This is a genomic window from Granulicella arctica (assembly GCF_025685605.1).
GTDB lineage: Bacteria > Acidobacteriota > Terriglobia > Terriglobales > Acidobacteriaceae > Edaphobacter > Edaphobacter arcticus.
Genome location: NZ_JAGTUT010000001.1, coordinates 3,627,347 through 3,646,192 on the forward strand (window position 1 = coordinate 3,627,347; position 18,846 = coordinate 3,646,192).

Annotated in this window: 17 protein-coding genes; 15 read left to right on the forward strand and 2 right to left on the reverse strand. The window is 60.5% G+C overall.

Features of this window, described 5'->3' with window-relative positions; translation table 11 throughout:
• Positions 1–98: 98 nt before the first annotated feature.
• The 9 genes from lon (at position 99) to recO (ending at position 8,008) form a co-directional block, all read left to right on the forward strand.
• Positions 99–2,555: an endopeptidase La gene (lon, locus tag OHL20_RS15470; protein WP_263384077.1), complete on the forward strand. Its 2,457-nt coding sequence runs from the start codon at positions 99–101 to the stop codon at positions 2,553–2,555.
• Between the two features lie 106 nt (positions 2,556–2,661).
• Positions 2,662–3,072, forward strand: a complete 411-nt coding sequence (locus tag OHL20_RS15475; RefSeq protein ID WP_263384078.1) for a DUF6321 domain-containing protein — start codon at positions 2,662–2,664, stop codon at positions 3,070–3,072.
• A gap of 193 nt (positions 3,073–3,265) precedes the next feature.
• On the forward strand, positions 3,266–3,541 hold the full coding sequence (gene moaD / locus OHL20_RS15480; protein WP_263384079.1) for a molybdopterin converting factor subunit 1: 276 nt from the start codon (positions 3,266–3,268) through the stop codon (positions 3,539–3,541).
• A complete protein-coding gene (locus OHL20_RS15485; protein WP_263384080.1) occupies positions 3,541–3,993 on the forward strand; it encodes a molybdenum cofactor biosynthesis protein MoaE in 453 nt (150 codons plus the stop codon). The genes moaD and OHL20_RS15485 overlap by 1 nt, the downstream gene beginning before the upstream one ends.
• Complete coding sequence (locus OHL20_RS15490; protein ID WP_263384081.1) at positions 3,990–4,946, forward strand: VWA domain-containing protein; 957 nt, start codon at positions 3,990–3,992, stop codon at positions 4,944–4,946. The genes OHL20_RS15485 and OHL20_RS15490 overlap by 4 nt, the downstream gene beginning before the upstream one ends.
• A 257-nt stretch (positions 4,947–5,203) precedes the next feature.
• Positions 5,204–6,079: an inositol monophosphatase family protein gene (locus OHL20_RS15495; protein ID WP_263384082.1), complete on the forward strand. Its 876-nt coding sequence runs from the start codon at positions 5,204–5,206 to the stop codon at positions 6,077–6,079.
• A 139-nt stretch (positions 6,080–6,218) separates the two neighbouring features.
• Positions 6,219–6,836 carry a glycoside hydrolase family 25 protein gene (locus tag OHL20_RS15500; protein WP_263384083.1) on the forward strand — a complete coding sequence of 206 codons (618 nt, stop codon included), beginning with the start codon at positions 6,219–6,221 and terminating at the stop codon, positions 6,834–6,836.
• Positions 6,837–6,937: 101 nt separating this feature from the next.
• Positions 6,938–7,198 (forward strand): 4Fe-4S dicluster domain-containing protein, encoded by a 261-nt coding sequence (locus OHL20_RS15505; protein WP_263384084.1) that lies wholly within the window; start codon positions 6,938–6,940, stop codon positions 7,196–7,198.
• Positions 7,199–7,270: 72 nt separating this feature from the next.
• A complete protein-coding gene (gene recO, locus OHL20_RS15510) occupies positions 7,271–8,008 on the forward strand; it encodes a DNA repair protein RecO (protein ID WP_263384085.1) in 738 nt (245 codons plus the stop codon).
• On the opposite strand, the gene OHL20_RS15515 is transcribed toward recO, so the two are convergent.
• Complete coding sequence (locus OHL20_RS15515; protein WP_263384086.1) at positions 8,005–8,511, reverse strand: hypothetical protein; 507 nt, start codon at positions 8,509–8,511, stop codon at positions 8,005–8,007. The genes recO and OHL20_RS15515 overlap by 4 nt on opposite strands.
• 74 nt (positions 8,512–8,585) lie before the next feature.
• Here OHL20_RS15515 and OHL20_RS15520 point away from each other — a divergent pair, with 74 nt between their 5' ends.
• The 3 genes from OHL20_RS15520 to OHL20_RS15530 all read left to right on the forward strand — a co-directional run bounded on the left by OHL20_RS15520 (position 8,586) and on the right by OHL20_RS15530 (position 12,772).
• Positions 8,586–9,536, forward strand: a complete 951-nt coding sequence (locus OHL20_RS15520) for a glycine--tRNA ligase subunit alpha (protein WP_263384087.1) — start codon at positions 8,586–8,588, stop codon at positions 9,534–9,536.
• A gap of 52 nt (positions 9,537–9,588) precedes the next feature.
• Positions 9,589–11,679 carry a glycine--tRNA ligase subunit beta gene (gene glyS / locus OHL20_RS15525; protein ID WP_263384088.1) on the forward strand — a complete coding sequence of 697 codons (2,091 nt, stop codon included), beginning with the start codon at positions 9,589–9,591 and terminating at the stop codon, positions 11,677–11,679.
• Between the two features lie 130 nt (positions 11,680–11,809).
• Complete coding sequence (locus OHL20_RS15530; protein WP_263384089.1) at positions 11,810–12,772, forward strand: catalase family peroxidase; 963 nt, start codon at positions 11,810–11,812, stop codon at positions 12,770–12,772.
• Between the two features lie 180 nt (positions 12,773–12,952).
• Here the strand turns inward: OHL20_RS15530 and OHL20_RS15535 are convergent, their stop codons facing one another.
• On the reverse strand, positions 12,953–13,588 hold the full coding sequence (locus OHL20_RS15535) for a hypothetical protein (protein ID WP_263384090.1): 636 nt from the start codon (positions 13,586–13,588) through the stop codon (positions 12,953–12,955).
• A gap of 64 nt (positions 13,589–13,652) precedes the next feature.
• Here OHL20_RS15535 and OHL20_RS15540 point away from each other — a divergent pair, with 64 nt between their 5' ends.
• From OHL20_RS15540 to OHL20_RS15550, 3 genes are all read left to right on the forward strand, one after another.
• Positions 13,653–16,127: an LptA/OstA family protein gene (locus OHL20_RS15540; protein WP_263384091.1), complete on the forward strand. Its 2,475-nt coding sequence runs from the start codon at positions 13,653–13,655 to the stop codon at positions 16,125–16,127.
• Positions 16,127–16,855, forward strand: a complete 729-nt coding sequence (lptB, locus tag OHL20_RS15545; protein WP_263385022.1) for an LPS export ABC transporter ATP-binding protein — start codon at positions 16,127–16,129, stop codon at positions 16,853–16,855. Before OHL20_RS15540 ends, lptB begins: the two co-directional genes overlap by 1 nt.
• A 218-nt stretch (positions 16,856–17,073) precedes the next feature.
• Positions 17,074–18,813, forward strand: coding sequence for an RNA polymerase factor sigma-54 (locus OHL20_RS15550; RefSeq protein WP_263384092.1), 1,740 nt, complete (start codon positions 17,074–17,076; stop codon positions 18,811–18,813).
• The last annotated feature ends 33 nt before the right edge of the window (positions 18,814–18,846 follow it).

An 18,846-nucleotide genomic window follows, 5' to 3' on the forward strand; every position in this document is an offset into this window, starting at 1 on the left:
GGCCGATGATTGAGGGATGGATGGGTCCGGCGATGGGTTTGCGTCCTTCGCTTGACTTGCTGCATCGAATAGCATGAAACTTGATAGAAGGACACTCAATGCCAAACGATTTCGTTAGCGTTATCCAGCCGAAGGCCACCAAAGAATCCACCGGGAGCAGTCAAGGTGAATCCCGCCCAATCCCCGTGCTTCCGGTACGGGATACTGTGTTATTCCCCCATGCCGTCCTGCCTCTAACGGTAGGGCGTGAGAGTTCGATCCAATTGATTCAGTCACTTGGGGAAGAGAAGACGATCCTTGTGGTTGCGCAGCGGGATGCCCGCCAGGACAGTCCTGAGGCGTCCGACCTGCATACGATCGGCACAAAGGCGACAGTTCACAAGGTCGTCAAGATGCCGAACCAGAGTCTCTTCGTGTTTACGGAGGGAAATGAGCGCGTGCGTTTAGGCGAGTTCACGCAGACTTCGCCGTTCATGATTGCCGGAGCCGAGACGATTCCGGAGATTGAGCCGGTCGAGTCGCCTGAGACGGAGGCGCTGCAGCGCAATGTAGTGAGCCAGTTTCAGCAGATTGTGACCTCCTCGCCTACACTCTCGGATGATCTGCAGACGATTGCGATCAACATCGAGGAGCCGGGTCGGCTGGCGGACTTTATCGCCTCTTCGCTGCCATTCCTGACGACGACGGATAAGCAGGAGTTGTTGGAGATGCCCGACATTGCGAAGCGTCTGGAGCGCGTAAACAAGCACTTGGCGAAGGAGCTTGAGGTGCAGCAGTTGCGCAACAAGATCCAGACCGAGGTGCAGGATTCCGTGCAGCAGTCGCAGCGGGATTACTACCTGCGGGAGCAGTTGAAGGCTATCCAGAAGGAGCTTGGCGACGTCGACGATACGCAGAAGGATATTGCGGAGCTGCGGGAGAAGATCGAAAACGCAGGCATGACCGATGAGGTTAAGAAGGATGCGCTGAAGGAGCTTGGACGGCTGAGCCGGATGAATCCTGCGGCTGCGGACTACTCGCTGACGCGGAACTATGTGGAGTGGCTGGCTGTGCTGCCGTGGGGTAAGACCTCGGCGGGCGAGGTTGACATTCTGAAGGCGAAGGAGATTCTCGATGAGGATCACTACGGGCTGAAGAAGGTCAAGGATCGCATTTTGGACTACCTCTCGGCACGGCGCTTGAAGCCGGATATGAAGGGGCCAATCCTGTGCTTTGTTGGACCTCCGGGTGTGGGTAAAACCTCGCTGGGGCGGTCGATCGCAAAGGCACTGGATCGCAAGTTCTCCCGTATCTCGCTGGGGGGTATGCATGACGAGGCGGAGATTCGCGGGCATCGCCGGACGTATATCGGTGCACTGCCAGGCCAGATTATCCAGCACTTGAAGCGGGTCGAGGTGAAGGACCCTGTCTTCATGCTGGATGAGATCGACAAACTGGGGCGCGACTTCCGAGGTGATCCGGCGAGCGCGTTGCTGGAGACACTTGACCCGGAGCAGAACAACACGTTCCGCGACAACTATCTCGATCAGCCGTTCGATTTGAGCAAGGTGCTATTTATTTGCACGGCGAATCAGCTCGATACGATTCCTGGACCGCTGCTCGATCGTATGGAGATCATCGAACTGACTGGCTATACGGAAGAGGAGAAGGTCAACATCGCCATCAAGTACCTCATCCCGCGCCAGATCAAGGAGAACGGGATCGAAGAGGGGCAGATCGAGTTTCCACGGGAGAGCGTGCATCTGATCGCACGGCACTATACCCGGGAGGCTGGCGTTCGTAAGCTGGAGCAGCAGATCGGTACGGTTTGCAGGAAGCTGGCTCGCAAGATTGCAGAGGGTCGCAGCGAGAAGCTAATCATTACGCCGGAGATCATCCATGAGTTCCTTGGTGGCATCAAGGTGCGTGTGGATACGGAGATTGCCGAGCGGACGAAGCGGGCTGGTGTTGTGGTCGGGCTGGCGTGGACGCCTGCTGGCGGCGACATTCTCTTCATCGAGGCGAACAAGATGAAGGGCAAGGGCGGCTTCAACATCACGGGGCAGATCGGCGATGTGATGAAGGAGTCGATGCAGGCTGCGCTGACGTGGGTTCGATCCAATGCTGCTTCGCTGGGGCTCGAGGAGGACTTTACGAAGGATCTCGACCTGCATATCCATGTGCCTGCGGGAGCGATCCCGAAGGATGGTCCTTCGGCTGGTGTGACGATGGCTACGGCTCTCGTTAGCCTGTTGACGAATGTTCCGATTCGGCCGTTTACGGCGATGACGGGCGAGATTACGCTGAGTGGTAATGTGCTGCCGGTTGGTGGGATCAAGGAGAAATTCCTTGCGGCGAAGCGGGCTGGTGTGCGCGACGTGATCCTGCCGAAGGAGTGCAAGCAGCAGGTCGATGAGGACCTGACGCCGGACCAGATCGAGGGCGTGACGATTCACTATGCCACGCATATCGAAGATGTGCTGGCGGTGGCTCTGCCCAAGACGGTTACGGAGGCTGTGGCTGACGAGATCGTTCGGGACGAGGTTTTGAGCGAGGCGGAAGCTGCCATCGCGTAAGTGATGGATGTGGAGGGAAAGGTCCGGGATTGCTCCCGGGCCTTTCTTTTTGGGGGTTGATAAAACCCGGCTGGCTGTCTGCTGCTCCTAGCGTCAGGAGCGTGTGATGACTACAACGAAGAAGAGTGCGGCGAAGAAGATGGCGGCGAATTCGATGCCGGTTAAGGGGAAAGATCCTAAGGGTGGGCTTACGGCTGCAGGTCGGGAGTTCTTCAACGAACGGGATGGGTCGAACCTGAAGCCGGGAGTGACAGGGAAGGCGGACACGCCGCAGAAGATGAAGCGGAAGGGGTCGTTCCTGACGCGGCATTTCACGAATCCTCGGGGGCCTATGGTGAAGGATGGGGAGCCGACGCGGCTGGCTTTGAGCGCGCATGCGTGGGGTGAGCCGGTGCCCAAGACGGAGGCCCAGGCGAAGAAGCTGGCGGCGAAGGGGCGGAAGCTTCTGGAGCAGTTTCATGCGGCTAAAGACAAGGCACCGGCGAAGAAGGCTGCGGCTAAGAAGAAGGCCGGGTGACTTTTGTTTTTTCCCTTCAGGTCCTAAAGTGTTCATAACAATGAACCGAGGTCTGGACTGGTCCGAAGTCTCCGAGGGCGTTCTGGAGGATGGGTGGGGTCTCCGGGGCTGACATTTGTCAACCTGGGTGCTTTTGAAAGTGAGGGTCGTCTAAAGGGTGCGGGCGTTGCTCGCGTATTCTTTAGCGATGTCCATGCGCCTGCGGGTTCTCTATTTCGGAGTATTGAAGGACATCTTCGGACGCGATGGGGAAGAGGTTGAGCTGCCCGCGGGAAGTTCTGTGGAGATGCTGACGAAGATGTTGCGGGAGCGTGCGCGTGGTGGATCGATTGCAGCCGATGATCTCTGGAGATCGGTCGCGGTGGCGGTGAACCAGGAGTATGTTCAGGGTGCGGTGGTGTTGCAGGATCGGGATGAAGTGGCTTTGCTGCCGCCAGTGAGCGGCGGATGGGATGAGGTTTGGGGCTGATGCAGATTGCTATTACGAGAGACGTGATCGAGTCTGCGCGGATCATGGAGGAGATGAAGGCCGGGTCGGATGGGGCGGTCTGCCTCTTCGACGGGATTGTGCGGAATAATACGCGCGGCCGTCAGACGCTGTTCCTCGATTACGAGGCGTATGAGGTGATGGCGCTGCAGCAGATGAAGGGGCTGGCTGCGGAGGCGATTGCGAAGTTCGGCGTGCGGGATGTGGCGCTGGTGCATCGGCTGGGACGGCTGGAGATTGGGGAGTCGAGCGTGCTGATCGTGGTGGCTTCGGCACACCGTGGGGCGGCGTTCGATGCGTGTCGATGGCTGATCGATACGTTGAAGAAGACGGTGCCGATCTGGAAGAAGGAGCAGTTTGTGGACGGCGCGGTGTGGGCGGATGGTGAGCCATTTCCTGAAGAGATCGTACCGGCTGCGGTGGTCGAGGGGTGAAACCTGCCTGTGCTTTTGCGCTGACGTTGGGGTTGGCAGCGACGATGCTGGGGCAGGCTCCGATTGAGCGTCGTGCGCCGCAGAGGTCGACGGAGCAGCCGGTGCAGACGCTTCACGTGGAGACGCGGCTGGTCAACGTTGCGCTGAATGTGGTGGATACGAAGGGTGCGCCGGTGGGCGGACTGCAGAAGGAAGATTTCGAACTGCTTGAGGATGGACATCTGCAGAAGCTTGCGGTGTTCGAGCGGGAGTCGACGACACCGCTGTCGATTGTGCTGGCGATCGATGCAAGTGAGAGTGTGCTGCGCAACGAGCGGCTGGAGAAGGATGCGGCGAAGCACTTCGTGAAGGCGCTGCTGCGGACTCAGGACGAGTTGGACCTGATGGATTTTTCGGATACGGTGCGGGAGATTGTGCCGTTTACGAACGACCCGCGGCGCATCGAGGCCGGACTGAATGAGATTCAGCGGGGCGATGCTACGGCGCTCTATGACGCGATCTACCTTGCAGGGCAGCGGCTGCAGAGTACGAGTGGAGCGAATGGACGGCGGCGGGTGATCGTGCTGATTACGGACGGCGGCGACACGGTGAAGGGCTCGCACTATACGCAGGCGCTGGAGCAGGCACAGCGGGCGGGGGCGATGGTGTTCTCGATCATCATTATCCCGGTGTATGCGGATGCGGGACGGAATACTGGTGGGGAGCATGCGCTGATCCAGATCGCGAACGATACGGGTGGGAAATACTACTACGTGGAAGATCCGAAAGACCTGGAGCCGGCGTTTCGCAAGATCTCGGATGACCTGCGGACGCAGTATCTGCTGGGCTACTACGCTCCGCCACGGGATAGTGAGAGCTCGTTCCGGACGATCAAGATTCGGATGAAGGACCCTGCGATGCAGCAGAAGGTGGATCTGCGGTATCGCACTGGATATTATGGCGACTCGAAGTAAGACAGAGGCTTAACACCGATCAGTGCGGATGACGCCGATTTGCTTGCAATCGCTTATGGGAAGGTGACCACGGAGATTGCGGAGCTACGCGGATCTTCGCGGATAAGGCCAGTACGGGTTTAAATCAAGGACTAAAGGCTAAGAGCTAAGGGGTGGTTTTGATCAGTGTCATCCGCACTGATCGGTGTTAAGCCGCTTCATTTTCTCTGCGGCTGGGATGACGGTAGACTGGGGTTTGTAGAGTGAGGCTGGTCTCCATGAAGAAGTTTGAGTTTGCACATATTGCTGAGGGTATTGCGCGTAAGGCTGGTAGCCTGCTGCGGGGCTTTTACGAAAAGGGTGTGGCGACTGAGTACAAGGGTGATGTGGACCTTGTGACGGAGGCGGATCGGGCCAGTGAGCAGTTGATCAGCGAGCGCCTGAAGGCGGTCTTTCCTGAGCATGGGGTGTATGGGGAAGAGGGAACGCGGGATCGGCTTGAGGGTGAGTATCGGTGGTACATCGATCCGCTGGACGGGACGACGAACTTCGCGCACCAGTTTCCGGTGTTCTGTGTGTCGATGGGTCTGGAGCGGCGTGCGCCGGGGCTGGCTGCCGACCAGGACGGCGAGATGATTGCGGGCGTGATCTACGATCCGCTGCGGGATGAGATGTTTTCGGCGGAGCGGGGGCGGGGTGCATGGCTGAATGGGCGCAAGCTGAAGGTGTCGTCGACGAAGACGCTGGCGGAGTCGCTGACGGCGACGGGCTTTCCGAGCCAGAAGCGGCATAGCAGTCCGAATGTGCATTTTTACCAGCAGATTACGTTGCGATCTCATGGGGTAAGGCGAGCGGGTTCGGCGGCGCTTGACCTGGCGTATGTGGCTTGCGGGCGGCTGGATGGGTATTGGGAGTTCAAGCTGAATCCGTGGGATACGTCGGCTGGCGTGTTGCTGGTGGAGGAGGCGGGCGGCAGTGTGACGCATTTCGACGGCGGGAAGTTTACGCTGGACAGCCGCGAGGTGCTGGCGAGCAATGGTCTGATCAAGGGCGAGCTGGAGCATATCTTCAAGGAGATGTTTGCGGGGCGTAGCCTTGAGCCGATACCGACGCCAGCTGAGTTTGCTGCGCTTCGGGCGGCATCGCAGGGGTAGAAGAAGTTCTGAAGGAATGTCCGGGACAGATGCTACCGTGTCGGATACACTCCTCCCACGTAGAGCAACTTATGGAGGCAGTACGATGGCTTTTCCGAACGACGGGATTCAAGGGATTGATGTGTCTCATTACTAAGGCGTGGTCGAGTGGGCCTCGGTCGCCGCGGCTGGCAAAACATTTGTGTACGCGAAGGCGACGGAGGGCGCGGGTAATACCGACCCATACTTCCATGACAACTGGAACGGGATCAAGCAGGCTGGACTGCTGCGCGGGGCATACCACTTCTTTCATGCGGATCAGGATGCTACGGCACAGGCAAATAACTTTGTGGCGACGCTGGCCAAGGTAAACGGGACGGCGCAGCTGAATCCGGGCGATCTGCCGGCGACGCTTGACCTTGAGATTACGTCGAGCCTTGCGCCACAGGCGATTCTGGAGGCGGCGAAGACGTGGCTGGGGATCGTTGGCGATGCTACGGGGCGAACACCGATTCTGTATACCTATTCGAGCTTCTGGAACCAGACACTTGGGAATCCGAAGAGCATGACGGAGCACCTGTTGTGGGTGGCGCGGTATACGAGCGCGGCGACCCCGGGCCCGGTAGGAGGATGGCCGAGCTGGACGTTGTGGCAGCATGCTTCCGCGGGCAGTGTCGATGGCATTGGCGGGAGTGTCGATCTGAATGTGTTCTGCGGCAGTGCTGACGATCTCAATAGCCTGGCTGGCATAGCGGCTGTTAGTCCGTCTGGATCGTAGGTACACGCGTCGTTCTGCGGACGGACGAAAACCAGAGGACATGGCACAATGGAACTACTGGTAGAATCTGAGTCGCGGAACACATTTTAGGAGAACTGTTTATGGCATATGTAATCGCAGAACCGTGTATTGGAACGAAGGACTCGGCGTGTGTGGACGCCTGCCCGGTCGACTGCATTCACCCGAAGAAGGATGAGAACGGCTACAGCGATGCCGTGCAGCTGTTTATCGATCCTGTTGAGTGCATCGACTGCGGCGCCTGCGTTCCGGTGTGCCCGGTGTCGGCGATCTATGCCGGGGATGATCTGCCCGAGAAGTGGGCGGAGTATTCGGAGAAGAACGCGACGCACTTCGGTCGCTAAATTCAACAGCAGTAGCTTTACAGGACGCGCGGCCAATGAGGCTGCGCGTTTTGTTTTACGCGGGTGCGCGGGATGATGCAGCGACAGGGTGAGGCGATCGTTCTGCGGACCTGGCCCTTTCTAGAGGCCGATCTGCTGGTGAGCCTGTTTACGCGGGACCAGGGACGGGTGAAGGGCGTGGCGCGGCATGCGCTGCGGTCGCGGCGACGCTTTGGTGGAGCGCTTGAGCCGATGACGTATGTGCGGGCGACGTATGCGGAGAGACCGCGACAGGAGCTGGTGCGGCTGGATGCGTTCGAGATACTGTCTTCGCCGCTGGCACGACCGATCGACTATGCGCGGACGGCGGCGCTGCAGTTGATTGCGGAGGTGCTGGAGGAGGCGCTGCCGGAGCAGGCTCCTGAGGATGCGGTGTTCCGGCTGGCGCTGGCGGTGCTGGATGAGTTGCAGGTGGGTCGGGTGTGGATGCCGATTACGTACTTTGCGCTGTGGATGAATCGGCTGATGGGATGGATGCCCGCGCTGGGGCATTGCGTGGTGTGTGGGCTGGATCTGCGCGGCGGGACGGTCTGGCATGCACCGACGGTGGATGGGGTGACGTGCGAGGATGATCGGCGGAACGGGAGTGTGGCGCTTTCGGCGAACGCGGTGATGGAGGCGGACCGGATGTTTCGGGGGACGGTGCGGGGGCTGGCGGAGGAGGAGTGGCCAAAGGGCCGGGCGGCGGATCTGCGGCGGTTTGCTCTGGAGACGCTGGAGCGGCATCTGGAGCGACGGCTGGCGAGTGCGCGGGCGCTGGGGCGGCTTTAGTCTTCCGGCTCTGGCAGGATGCTGACGATATCTGTGTCGTGAATGAGCTTGTTTATGACGGCTTTCATGCTCTCCGGATATTGATAGCGGACGGTGACGGTGAGGTCGTCCCGCTGAATGGTGCGCTGGTAGAGGATCATCCCTTTGCCTGCACCGCTGAGGACGAAGAACGTCGGCTTTAGCAGGCTGTAGCTGACGGTGTAACCATCACTCCTGGCCGCTTCGGTGGCATCCTTCATGGTCTCGGCGAGTGGGGTGGGCTTGCCATCGGGGTCGTTCGAGGCGAACTCACGCCAGACGGCTACGGTGCCTTTGGAGCCTGCGATTTTGAAGGTCTGGCCGTCGCGGCTGCCGGATTCGCCCTGCGGCTTGAGGAGCTTCACGGGATAACAGAAGGCGTAGCTGTAACGTGAGTTGTTGTAGCAGTCCTCGGCAGGTTTTGGCTTCTGAGCGAGGGAGCTGGCGGTCATGAGGCATAGGGTAAGAACGATCGACTGTCTCATCGCTCTCATCTTCTCATTCGGAGAGGTCGCCGGCACCGTTTAGAATCGGTAGATCAGCGAAGAGAAAGAGATGCATGTCCAGTAACGAGAAAAAACCAGCGCTTACCTTTCAAGAGCTTTTATTTACCCTGCAACGCTTCTGGGCGGATCGTGGGTGCGTCTTGCAGCAGCCGTATGACGTTGAGGTGGGTGCGGGAACGATGTCGCCGGATACGTTTCTGCGGGTGCTGGGGCCGAAGCCGGTGCGGATAGCGTATGCGCAGCCGTCGCGTCGGCCTGCGGATGGACGGTATGGGGAGAACCCGAACCGGCTGTTTCGGCATACGCAGTTCCAGGTGATTCTGAAGCCGCCACCGGTGCGGATTCAGGAGATGTATCTTGAGTCGCTGGAGGCGATCGGGATCGACCTGCGAGAGCACGATATCAAGTTCGAGGAAGACAACTGGGAGTGGCCGGTTGGTGGTGCGTGGGGCGTGGGCTGGCAGGTGATGCTGGATGGGTTGGAGATTACGCAGTTTACCTATTTCCAGCAGTGCGGCGGGATGGATCTCGACCCGATCTGCGGGGAGATTACGTATGGGCTGGAGCGGATTGCGGGGTTCCTGCAGGATGTGGATTCGATCTATGACATTGTCTGGGCGGTGGAACCGGATACGGGTAGGAAGGTGACGTATGGCGAGATGCGGCTGGCTGAGGAGGAGCAGTTCTCGGCGTACAGCTTTGATTATGCGGATGTGGGAAGGCTCTGGGAGCATTTGAATTCGTATGAGGCGGAGTGTCTTGCGCTGCTCGACAAGGCCAAGGGCTTTGAGGGCATGGAGGCGCTGGAACTGAAGCGCTTTCCGGTGCTGGGGGCGTATGAGCTGGCGCTGAAGTGTTCGCATATGTTCAATCTGCTGGATGCCCGGGGAGCGATCTCGGTGACGGAGCGGGTTGGGGTGATGGCGCGGATTCGGACGCTGGTGGTTGGTGTGGCGAAGGCGTATGCGGCGCAGGGCGAGGCTCTGCGGACTGTGGCGGCTTAGCGGTTCTAAAGTGATGGACAGGCCGCGTGTGAGCGGGGATTGAGTTGAGCTGATGGCAGAGTTTTTATTTGAGATTGGGTTGGAAGAGATTCCTGCGCGGATGATTGCGGGGGCGCAGGCAGAGTTGGAGCGCCGGGTTGTGGCGCTGCTGGAGCGTGAACGGCTGGTGGCTGCTGGTGTGGCGCATCGGAGTTTCTCAACGCCGCGACGGCTCGCTGTCTGGGTTGGCGAGGTTGCGGAGCGGCAGGAGGATGCTGCCGAGGAGATGCTGGGACCTTCGGCGAAGATTGCGTTCAAGGACGGCGTGGCGACTCCGGCTGCGGTGGCGTTTGCGAAGAAGGCGGGCGTTGCGGTTGAGGCGTTGACGACGGTGACTACGCCCAAGGGCGAGTACCTCCGGGCGACGTCGGTGAGGGCGGGGCGTGGGGCTGCCGAGGTGATTGCGGGTGAGCTGCCGAAGGAGCTTGCGGGTATCTACTGGGCGAAGAATATGTACTGGCGGGCGGGGAAGCCAGAGAAGTTTGTACGGCCGGTGCGGTGGCTGGTGGCGCTGCTGGGGAGTGCGGTGGTGCCGGTGGAGTTCGCCGGGTATACGGCCTCGAATGTGACATATGGGCATCGAGTGCTGTTTGGGGCGAGCGAGACTGTACTGGCTGCTCCTGGAGAGTATGAAGCGCAGTTGAAGGCGGCGTTTGTGATTGTGGATGTTGAGGCGCGGCGGCATACGATCCGCAAGGCGCTTGACCATGTGACGCGGACGGTGGAGGGGATTCGCTGGCGCGAGGACCACGCGCTGGTCGATTCGCTGACGCACCTGGTGGAGTGGGCTTCAGATGCTTCGGTGGTGCTTGGGGGTTTCGAGTCGGAGTATCTTGCGCTGCCCGAAGAGGTGCTGGTGACGGTGATGCGCGATCACCAGAAGTACTTTGCGCTGCAGGATAAGGCAGGCAAGCTGGCTCCGTATTTTCTTGCGGTGTTGAATACGCAGGCGGATGCTGCGGGGCTGGCGGTGATCCGACATGGGAATGCGCGGGTGCTGCGGGCGCGGTTCAACGATGCGCGGTTCTTCTGGGAGTTCGATCAGCGGACGCCGCTGGTGGAGCGGGTGAAGCTGCTGGAGAACGTTACGTTCCAGAAAGATCTGGGGAGCTACGCGGCGAAGTCGGAGCGGGTGCGGCTTGTCTGCGAACGGCTGGGTGATGTTGTGGCGAACCATGGCTTCGCGGTGGATGCGGTGGCGCTTCGCGATGCCGCGCTGCTGGCCAAGACCGATCTGACGGCGGAGTTGGTGAAGGAATTTACCGAGCTACAGGGGCAGGTTGGTGGGCTGTATGCGCGGGCGCAGGGGCTTGGTGCGCAGACCGCAGATGCGATCTACGACCAGTATCGGCCGGAGTCGATGGAGGCTGCGATCGCTCGCACGCCTGAGGGACAGTTGCTGGCGATTGCGGATAAGGCGGATACGATTGCCGGGATGTTCGGGCTGGGTCTCGAGCCGACGGGCTCGAAGGATCCGTTTGCGTTGCGGCGAGCGGCGAACGGGATCGTGAAGACGCTTGCGGAGAGTGCTGTGCCGCTGAAGCTGAGTGAGGTTGCTGCGGCTGCTGGAGCGCCGGAGAAGGTGGCGGGGTTCTTTGGGGAGCGGCTGGAGTTCTATCTTCGCGAGGCGCGTGGGCAGGCTTACGACGTGGTGAAGGCGGTGCTCGCCGTGGGTTCGGACGATGTGCGGGATGCTGTGGCGCGAGCTGAGGCGGTGACTGCGGTTCGTGGGTCGGCTGACTTTGCGGCAGTGTCGGCGGCGTTCAAGCGGATGAAGAATATTCTTGCGCAGGCGGCTGAGAAGGGGATTGCTCCGGCTGCGAGCGTCGAGGCTGGATTGCTGACGGAGCCGACGGAGCAGGTGTTGGCGGAACGGTCGGCTGCGCTTGCGGGTCGTGTTGGTGCGTTGCGAGAGGCGGGGAGTTATGTCGCCGCGCTGGAAGCGATTGCTACGCTGCGGCCGCAGGTGGATGCGTTCTTCGAGGCGGTGATGGTGATGGCTCCGGATGAGGCTGTTCGGGCGAATCGTCTGGCGTTGCTGGCGCGGGTTCTTGGGGACTTTTCGGGGATTGCTGACTTTTCGGAGATTGTGGTGGCGGGGTAGCCAAGGCGCTTCGCCCACGTTCAAAGGTCCTAAAACGGCTCCCGGATTTTTCGGCGGCGGATTGTGTTGAATTAACGATGCCGCGGCTCGTTTGCGGTAAAGTTAGCAACACACCCGAGGAGAACTGACTATGCCCCTTCCGACCGATGAGAAGCTGCTTGCCCTGAGCAGTGACCTGATTGCGCAGTTTGATACGTTGTTTGGCTTGCATCCTTCGTTTCGTCCGGCTCATGCGAAGGGGGTGATGCTGACGGGGACGTTTACGCCTTCGCCCGATGCGGTTGCGCTGACGAATGCGCCGCATGTGATGCGCGCTTCGACTCCGGTTACGGTGCGGTTTTCAAGCTCGACCGGACTGCCGCTGATACCGGACACCGATCCGAATGGGAATCCACGCGGGATGGCGATTCGGTTCCACCTTGCAGAGCATAGCCACACGGATATCGTGGCCCACTCGGCAGATGGATTTCCTACGCGGACGGGTGGCGAGTTTCTGGAGTTTCTGAAGGCGCTGGCGACGAGTGATCTGGCTGCTCCTTCTGATCCTGCTCATCCGAAGCCGGTTGAGATCTTTCTTGGGAGCCATCCTGCGGCGTTGGCGTTTGTGCAGATGCCGAAGCCGTTTCCGGAGAGCTTTGGGCGCGAGGCCTACTTTGGCGTGACGGCGATGCAGTTTATCAACGCCGATGGAGCGGCACGGCATGGGCGATACCGGATTGTTCCGGAGGCCGGTGTGGCTCATCTTGAAGATGCGGGATTGCCTGCGAAGGGGCCGAATTATCTCTTTGATGAGTTGACGGAGCGGCTTGCTGCGGGACCGATTGGATTCCGTGTGGCGGTGCAGTTGGCGAAGGATGGGGATGTGACGGACGACGCGACGATCCACTGGCCGGAGGATCGGACGGTGCTGGAGCTGGGGACGATCTCGCTGACGGCGTTCGTTGCGGATGAGGCGAAGGAGCAGCAGCAGATTATCTTCGATCCGATCCCGCGGGTGGAGGGGATTGCGCCTTCGGATGATCCTTTGCTGGAGTTGCGGGCGGCGATTTATCTGATGAGTGGGCGGCGACGGCGGGCTGCGGTGAGGGAGTAGTTCGGTTGCGTATGGCAGAGGAAGGGGCGTTTTGCGTTCCCATTCCTCTGTCGGGCTATGGCGCACCTTAAGGAAACCGAAGGTCCTTCGACTTCGCTCAGGATGACAGGTCCGGGGGCGCAAGAAGATGCGCGGTTGACGGAACAGCAGTGTGGAATCGAAGAGTTCAGCGCCGAGGTTCTAATTGAGGCGTTGGAGGCGTGCGATTAGTTTTTCGGCGAGGGGTTCACCGGACTCGGTCCAGAGGAGGCGGCTGGAGATGTTGCAGTGCTTCTCGACGGAGAGGGTGAAGGCTAGCAGCATCTCGATATTTTGCTGGATGTGTTTGGTGGCTAGCTCGTCGAGTTCGGCGTCTTCGAGTACCCAGGGGGTGTCGAGGCCGAAGTCGACGCGAATGTGGCCGTTCTGCTCGAAGCTGGCGTCGTCGAACTCGGGGCCGAAGCCGAAGATGCGGACGGTGGCGGGTTCGAGGGTCCAGGTGGTTTCGAGGCCGTCGTCACCGTCGACGAGGCCGGGTGCCCAGAGGCGCCACTGCATCTCGAACTCGTAGGCCATGTCCTCGTGGAGCTGCTCGGTGGCCTCGGCTACGGCGTTCTCGATCGTGGAGTCGGAGGTGTCCTCGGAGCGCTTGTCGTTGACGTAGATGCGCTGGTAGGTGGGGGATTCGGTGAAGCCGATGGGGTAGACGGAGGCTGCGGTGACGCGGCTTTCCTTGCTGATGAGCGCGAACTGGCGCAGGACGGAGACGAGCGCGGCGGGCAGCGCTTCAAAGCGGAAGTTCGGGAACCAGAGGCTCAGGTACAGCTGATCGGCCATACGCCATTCTATCGCCTTATAGGTGCGGGGGCGGGAGGGGTGCAGGGTGAGAAGATAGACGCAGATGTCTACTTCGATCGATCGGCTGCGAGTCTGGCTGCTGGTGGGCGCGGCCCTCCTGGTGCTGGTGATCGCCGGATTCCTGGGCTATGCCCGGTACCGGACGCATCGCTTTCTGGCTGGCCTGCCTGCCAAGCTGGGGATCGATATCCGCCGCGAGACGAATGGGTACACCTACTCGCAATCCGTAAAGGGCAAGACGGTGATGACGCTGCATGCGGCCAAGGCGGTGGAGCATAGCAACGGGAAGCTGACGCTGCATGATGTCGGAATGATCCTGTACGGGCGGAAGCAGGATCGGGCGGATCGGATCTCAGGGAGTGAGTTTGAATACGACCAGGCGTCGGGTGTGGTGCGGGCGATGGGCGAGGTGCATATCGATCTGCAGGCTCCTGCATCGGCGAACGGGAAGGCTAAGGTGGGGCCTCCAGCGAACTCGGTGCCGAATGTGGCTGACGAGATGGGGGACGAAAACAAGCGGGTCATCCATGTGAAGACGAGCGGGCTGGTGTACATCCAGAAACTGGGTGTTGCGGCTACGGACCAGGATGTGGAGTTCAAGTTTGGCGGGATGACGGGCCATGCGACCGGGGCTGAGTACAACTCGGATACGGGCGTGCTGATTTTGCAAGCGGATGTAAAGACCGTGGGGCTGCAACATGGCCGATCGGTGGTGCTGAATGCATCCCATGCGGAGATGCAGCGGGAGAACCAGGTGGCGCTGCTGACGCAGGCGAAGTATGTTTCGCCAGGGCAGACGGCGCGGGGAGACCATGCGATTGTGCATCTGCGGAGCGATGGTTCGCCGGAGCGGATTGAGGCAGAGGGGAACATTGTGCTGGAGGGGCCGGCGTCGGGAACGATTACGGCTCCCAGGGCGGATGTGCTGCTGAATGCGGCTGGGGAGGCGCAGAAGGCGCATTTGTTTGGAACTGGCGGTGTCCACTATGCGGACGTGAGCAGCCTGCGTGTGGGTAAGGGGCAGGCGGAGGATGCGCAGGTGGCGTTCGATGCTGCTGGTCGGCCTGAGAACGTGGTGCTTGTGGGTGCGGTGCATATAACGGAACGTAGCCGGGCGGCGGATAGCGCTGGTTCAGCGTGGAGCGTTCGCGATGCTACAGCGGGCAGGATGACGTTTGCGCTGGCTGGTGACAGCTCGGGCAAGCGAAAGGAGCTGCGCGAGGCTACGGCTACGTCGGCGGCTCACATGACGCTGGTGAGTGAGGCGGACACGCCGGGAGCGGCTACGAGCGAGATCTCGGGCGATACGCTCCATGGCCATTTCACTGGAGCTGGGAAGGCTGTGCTGCTCTCCTCGCTGCAGGCGGTGGGACATACTTCGCTGCATCGGCTGAACGGTAAGGGGGCTGAGCAGACGAGTTCGGGGGATACGGTTGATGTTGATTTGCGGCCTGCTTCGAAGGCCCGGCGGTCTGGAGGCGGGCAGACGGGGAGCGAGGAGATTGTGAAGGCGGTGCAGTCGGGGCATGTGGTGCTGACGAGCCGTGCTGCAGCGAAGGCGGGGGCGGGTCCTCCGGTGCCGACCCATGCTACGGCGGACCTTGCGTTGTATGAGGGCGATGCCGACCACCTTACGCTTACGGGGCATGCGCAGGTCACGGATGCAGGCAGTACTGTTTCGGCGAACAAGATTGTGATGGAGCACGAGAGTGGAGACGCTACGGCGGAGGGTGCGGTGAAGGCGAACTATCTGCAGGCGAACGCGGCGGAGCCGGTGCATGTGCTGGCGGAGCGGGCGGAGTTGAAGCATGACTCCGGGCAGGCGTTCTTTTATGGTGCGGCGGGGAAGCTGCGGCCTGCGCGGTTGTGGCAGGGAGCTTCGCAGGTGGAAGCGCCGGTGCTTGAGCTTGATCAGCAGAAGCGGACCATGACGGCTCATGGGGAGGCGGCTGACGTGGCTCCTGTTCATGCGGTCCTGGTGGGGAAGAGCGCAGCGAAGGCTGGGAGCGAGACTCATCCGTCGGTGGTTCGGATTGCGGCTCGGACGATGGTGTACCAGGATGTTGCCCGGCAGGTGGACTTCGGCGGGGATGTGAAGGTAGAGGATGCGGATGGGACGCTGCGCGCTCTGCAGGCAACTGCGTACCTGCAACCTGCACCGGCGGCAGGGACAGTCGCATCGAAGAAGGATACGAGTAATAGCGCTGGTACGTCAGGTGCCTTCTTCGGCGGGAGTGTGGATCGGATTGTGGCGAATGGGAAGGTTGAGATGGACCAGACTGGGCGGCGTGCCTCAGGAGAGCAGCTTGTGTATACGGCTAACGATGGCATGTTCGTGCTGACGGGTACGCCCACGGTGCTGCCGAAGTTGATCGACGAGGTGCAGGGTACGGTTACGGGAACGCGGCTCAGCTTCCACACAGGCGATGATAGTGTGATGGTCACCGGCGACACGAACGGGAATGAACAGAAGGCAGGGCAGCGGGTGCATACCGTGACGCGGGTGAAACAGAAGTGATACGAACGCTGGAGACGGAAGAGATCGGTAAGGCGTACGGCGGTCGACAGGTGGTGCGCGGGGTAACTCTGCAGATCCAGCAGGGCGAGGTCGTGGGACTGCTGGGGCCGAACGGCGCGGGTAAGACGACGAGCTTCTACATGATCGTGGGACTGGTGCGGCCCGACGCCGGGCGTATCGTGGTCGACGGCACGGACATTACGACGCTGCCGATGTACCTACGGGCGCGGAACTTCGGTATCAGCTACCTACCGCAGGAGCCTTCGGTGTTCCGGAAGTTGACGGTTGAGGAAAATATTCTGGCGGTGCTTGAGGCGCAGCAGTTGAGCTGGGAGACGCGGCGCAATCGGACCGAGAGGCTGATCGAACAACTGAGCCTGGGCCATGTGCGTAAGACGCGCGGGTATGCGCTCTCAGGCGGAGAGCGGCGGAGGGTGGAGATTGCCCGCTGCCTCGCGATTGAGCCGGCATTTATCCTGCTGGACGAGCCGTTTTCCGGCATCGATCCGATTGCGGTGCTGGAGTTGCAGGAGATCATCTTTGCGCTGAAGGCGAGCGGCATCGGGGTGCTGATTACGGACCATAATGTACGGGAGACGCTTTCCGTGACGGATCGGGCGTACATTATCGCGGAGGGAAAGATCTTCCGGACGGGGACACCCCGGGAGCTTGGACGTGACCCGGAGGTCAAGAGGATTTATCTTGGCGAAGGGTTCTCGATGGACTGATTATGGACGGAACCGCCCGGTAATTCTCCTGGTACTCACTTCGATTCTGGCCGGGCGGCACGAAAGGCGCTGGGCGTATAGACTGTCAGCAAATCCCCATGGGACCGATCGACTTGTTTTCCGGCGGAATTTTCCAAAGGAAATCGGTGCGTAGCTAGCCCGCGAACACTGCCGTTCACGTAGACCGCCGATTATCCCGAGCATGTGAAAGGCTGAACGTGTACCTGCAACCCCGACTCAATCTCAAGGTCTCGCAGCGCCAGGTGCTTACCCCTGGACTGGTGCAGATGGTCAGCGTCCTTGCGCTGAATAAGCTTGAGCTGAAAGAGATGATTAACAGCGAGATGATCGAGAACCCGGTTCTCGAGGAGTTGGAGGAGTCCGCTCTCTCGTTGGACGAGCGTGCCGGGTTGGAAGGGGATCGCGAGCGCTCTGCCGAGGCGGTAGCTGCGGAGGGGGAGCGGGTGGAGAAGGACCCCTTCGACGAGATCGATTTCGGAAGCTACTTTCAGGATTATCTTGACCCGGGATTCCGGACGGCTTCTTCGAACTTTGAGGAGTCGGACAAGCCTTCATTTGAGCATTTTCTGTCGCAGCCGAGCCGGCTTAGCGACCATCTGGCGTGGCAGCTTGGCTCGTTGACGCTGCTGCCGGAGGTTCATGTCGCGGCTGAGTTGATCATTGGCAACCTGAATGAGAACGGCTACCTGACGGCCACCGATGAGGAACTGATTGCCGCCCTTCTGGAACTGCGGCAACCCGCGCGCAACGAGCCGATTCCTTTTCAGCGTGGCGTGAAGGCCCCGGTGTCATGGGTGCCGGTGGATGATGACAGCGACGAGCATGAGCAGGTTGCGAAGATTGCTGCGTGCGCGGAGGAGGCATCCGGGGAGAGCGTGGAGTTTGCCGAGGCACGCTGCACGATTGAGGTGGCGCGTGGGGTGATCCACCAGTTTGACCCGCTGGGCGTGGGTGCACGGGATCTTCGCGAGTGCCTGCTGATCCAGATCAAGGCGCGGAGGCGCGATGCGGAGCTTGCGGCGCGGCGACGGCAGGCGCATCTTGTGGCGCAGCCGATTGAGGACGACACGGATGAAGACGAAGACTATGGCGCGGCTCCCAGCGCGCACACGGTTGCGGCTCCCGACCAGACCAGCGTCTTTGAGACGGCTACGCACATCGTTTCAAATTGCCTGCAGCTTTTGCAGAAGAAGGACATGCGCGAACTGACGCGTAGCTGTGGCCGAACCTCCGATGAGGTACAGGCGGCGGTTGATTTTATTCGTACACTCGACCCTCGACCGGGCCAGCGGTATAACCAGAGCGAGACGCGGCTGATCGAGCCGGACGTGGCGTTCGTAAAGCGGGGCGACGAGTATGTCGTGCTGATGAACGAGGAGGATATGCCGGTCCTGCGGCTGAACCAGGGCTATCGCAAGATGCTGCGCCAGAAGCAGACGGAGAAAGAGGTTCGCGAGTACGTCAAGGAGCGGTATAAATCGGCGATCCAGCTGCTGCGGAATATCGAGCAGCGCAAGAACACGATTGTGCGGACGTGCGAGGTGATTGTGCGGCGGCAGGCTGAGTTCCTTGAGTTGGGCGAGCAGTCTTTGAAGCCGATGATGATCAAGGAGGTTGCCGAGGAGATCGGCGTGCATCCTTCAACCGTGAGCCGGGCTGTGGCGAACAAGTATGTCCATACGACGCAGGGTGTGTATGAGCTGCGGTTCTTTTTCTCGGAGGGCGTGAACGGACCGGAGGGAGCCGATCTTCCGCTGGTTCTGCTGAAGCGAAAGGTAAAGAAATTGATCGAAGATGAGGACGAGCGAAAGCCGTTGACGGACGATCAACTTGCGGCGGAGTTGCAGCGGCAGGGCATCCAGGTGACGCGGCGGACGGTGGCGAAGTACCGCGAAGATCTGCAGATTCCGAGCACGCACCAGCGGCGGGTTCGCTGACGGCATCTTGAGGATGTAGCCGTCTAACCTCTG

Excerpts from the sequence above, each read along its gene's own strand:
- lon (WP_263384077.1), top strand. The coding sequence starts at position 99 with ATGCCAAACGATTTCGTTAGCGTTATCCAGCCGAAGGCCACCAAAGAA.
- OHL20_RS15475 (WP_263384078.1), top strand. The coding sequence starts at position 2,662 with ATGACTACAACGAAGAAGAGTGCGGCGAAGAAGATGGCGGCGAATTCG.
- moaD (WP_263384079.1), top strand. The coding sequence starts at position 3,266 with ATGCGCCTGCGGGTTCTCTATTTCGGAGTATTGAAGGACATCTTCGGA.
- OHL20_RS15485 (WP_263384080.1), top strand. The coding sequence starts at position 3,541 with ATGCAGATTGCTATTACGAGAGACGTGATCGAGTCTGCGCGGATCATG.
- OHL20_RS15495 (WP_263384082.1), top strand. The coding sequence starts at position 5,204 with ATGAAGAAGTTTGAGTTTGCACATATTGCTGAGGGTATTGCGCGTAAG.
- OHL20_RS15505 (WP_263384084.1), top strand. The coding sequence starts at position 6,938 with ATGGCATATGTAATCGCAGAACCGTGTATTGGAACGAAGGACTCGGCG.
- recO (WP_263384085.1), top strand. The coding sequence starts at position 7,271 with ATGATGCAGCGACAGGGTGAGGCGATCGTTCTGCGGACCTGGCCCTTT.
- OHL20_RS15515 (WP_263384086.1), bottom strand. The coding sequence starts at position 8,511 with ATGAGACAGTCGATCGTTCTTACCCTATGCCTCATGACCGCCAGCTCC.
- OHL20_RS15520 (WP_263384087.1), top strand. The coding sequence starts at position 8,586 with ATGTCCAGTAACGAGAAAAAACCAGCGCTTACCTTTCAAGAGCTTTTA.
- glyS (WP_263384088.1), top strand. The coding sequence starts at position 9,589 with ATGGCAGAGTTTTTATTTGAGATTGGGTTGGAAGAGATTCCTGCGCGG.
- OHL20_RS15530 (WP_263384089.1), top strand. The coding sequence starts at position 11,810 with ATGCCCCTTCCGACCGATGAGAAGCTGCTTGCCCTGAGCAGTGACCTG.
- OHL20_RS15535 (WP_263384090.1), bottom strand. The coding sequence starts at position 13,588 with ATGGCCGATCAGCTGTACCTGAGCCTCTGGTTCCCGAACTTCCGCTTT.
- OHL20_RS15540 (WP_263384091.1), top strand. The coding sequence starts at position 13,653 with ATGTCTACTTCGATCGATCGGCTGCGAGTCTGGCTGCTGGTGGGCGCG.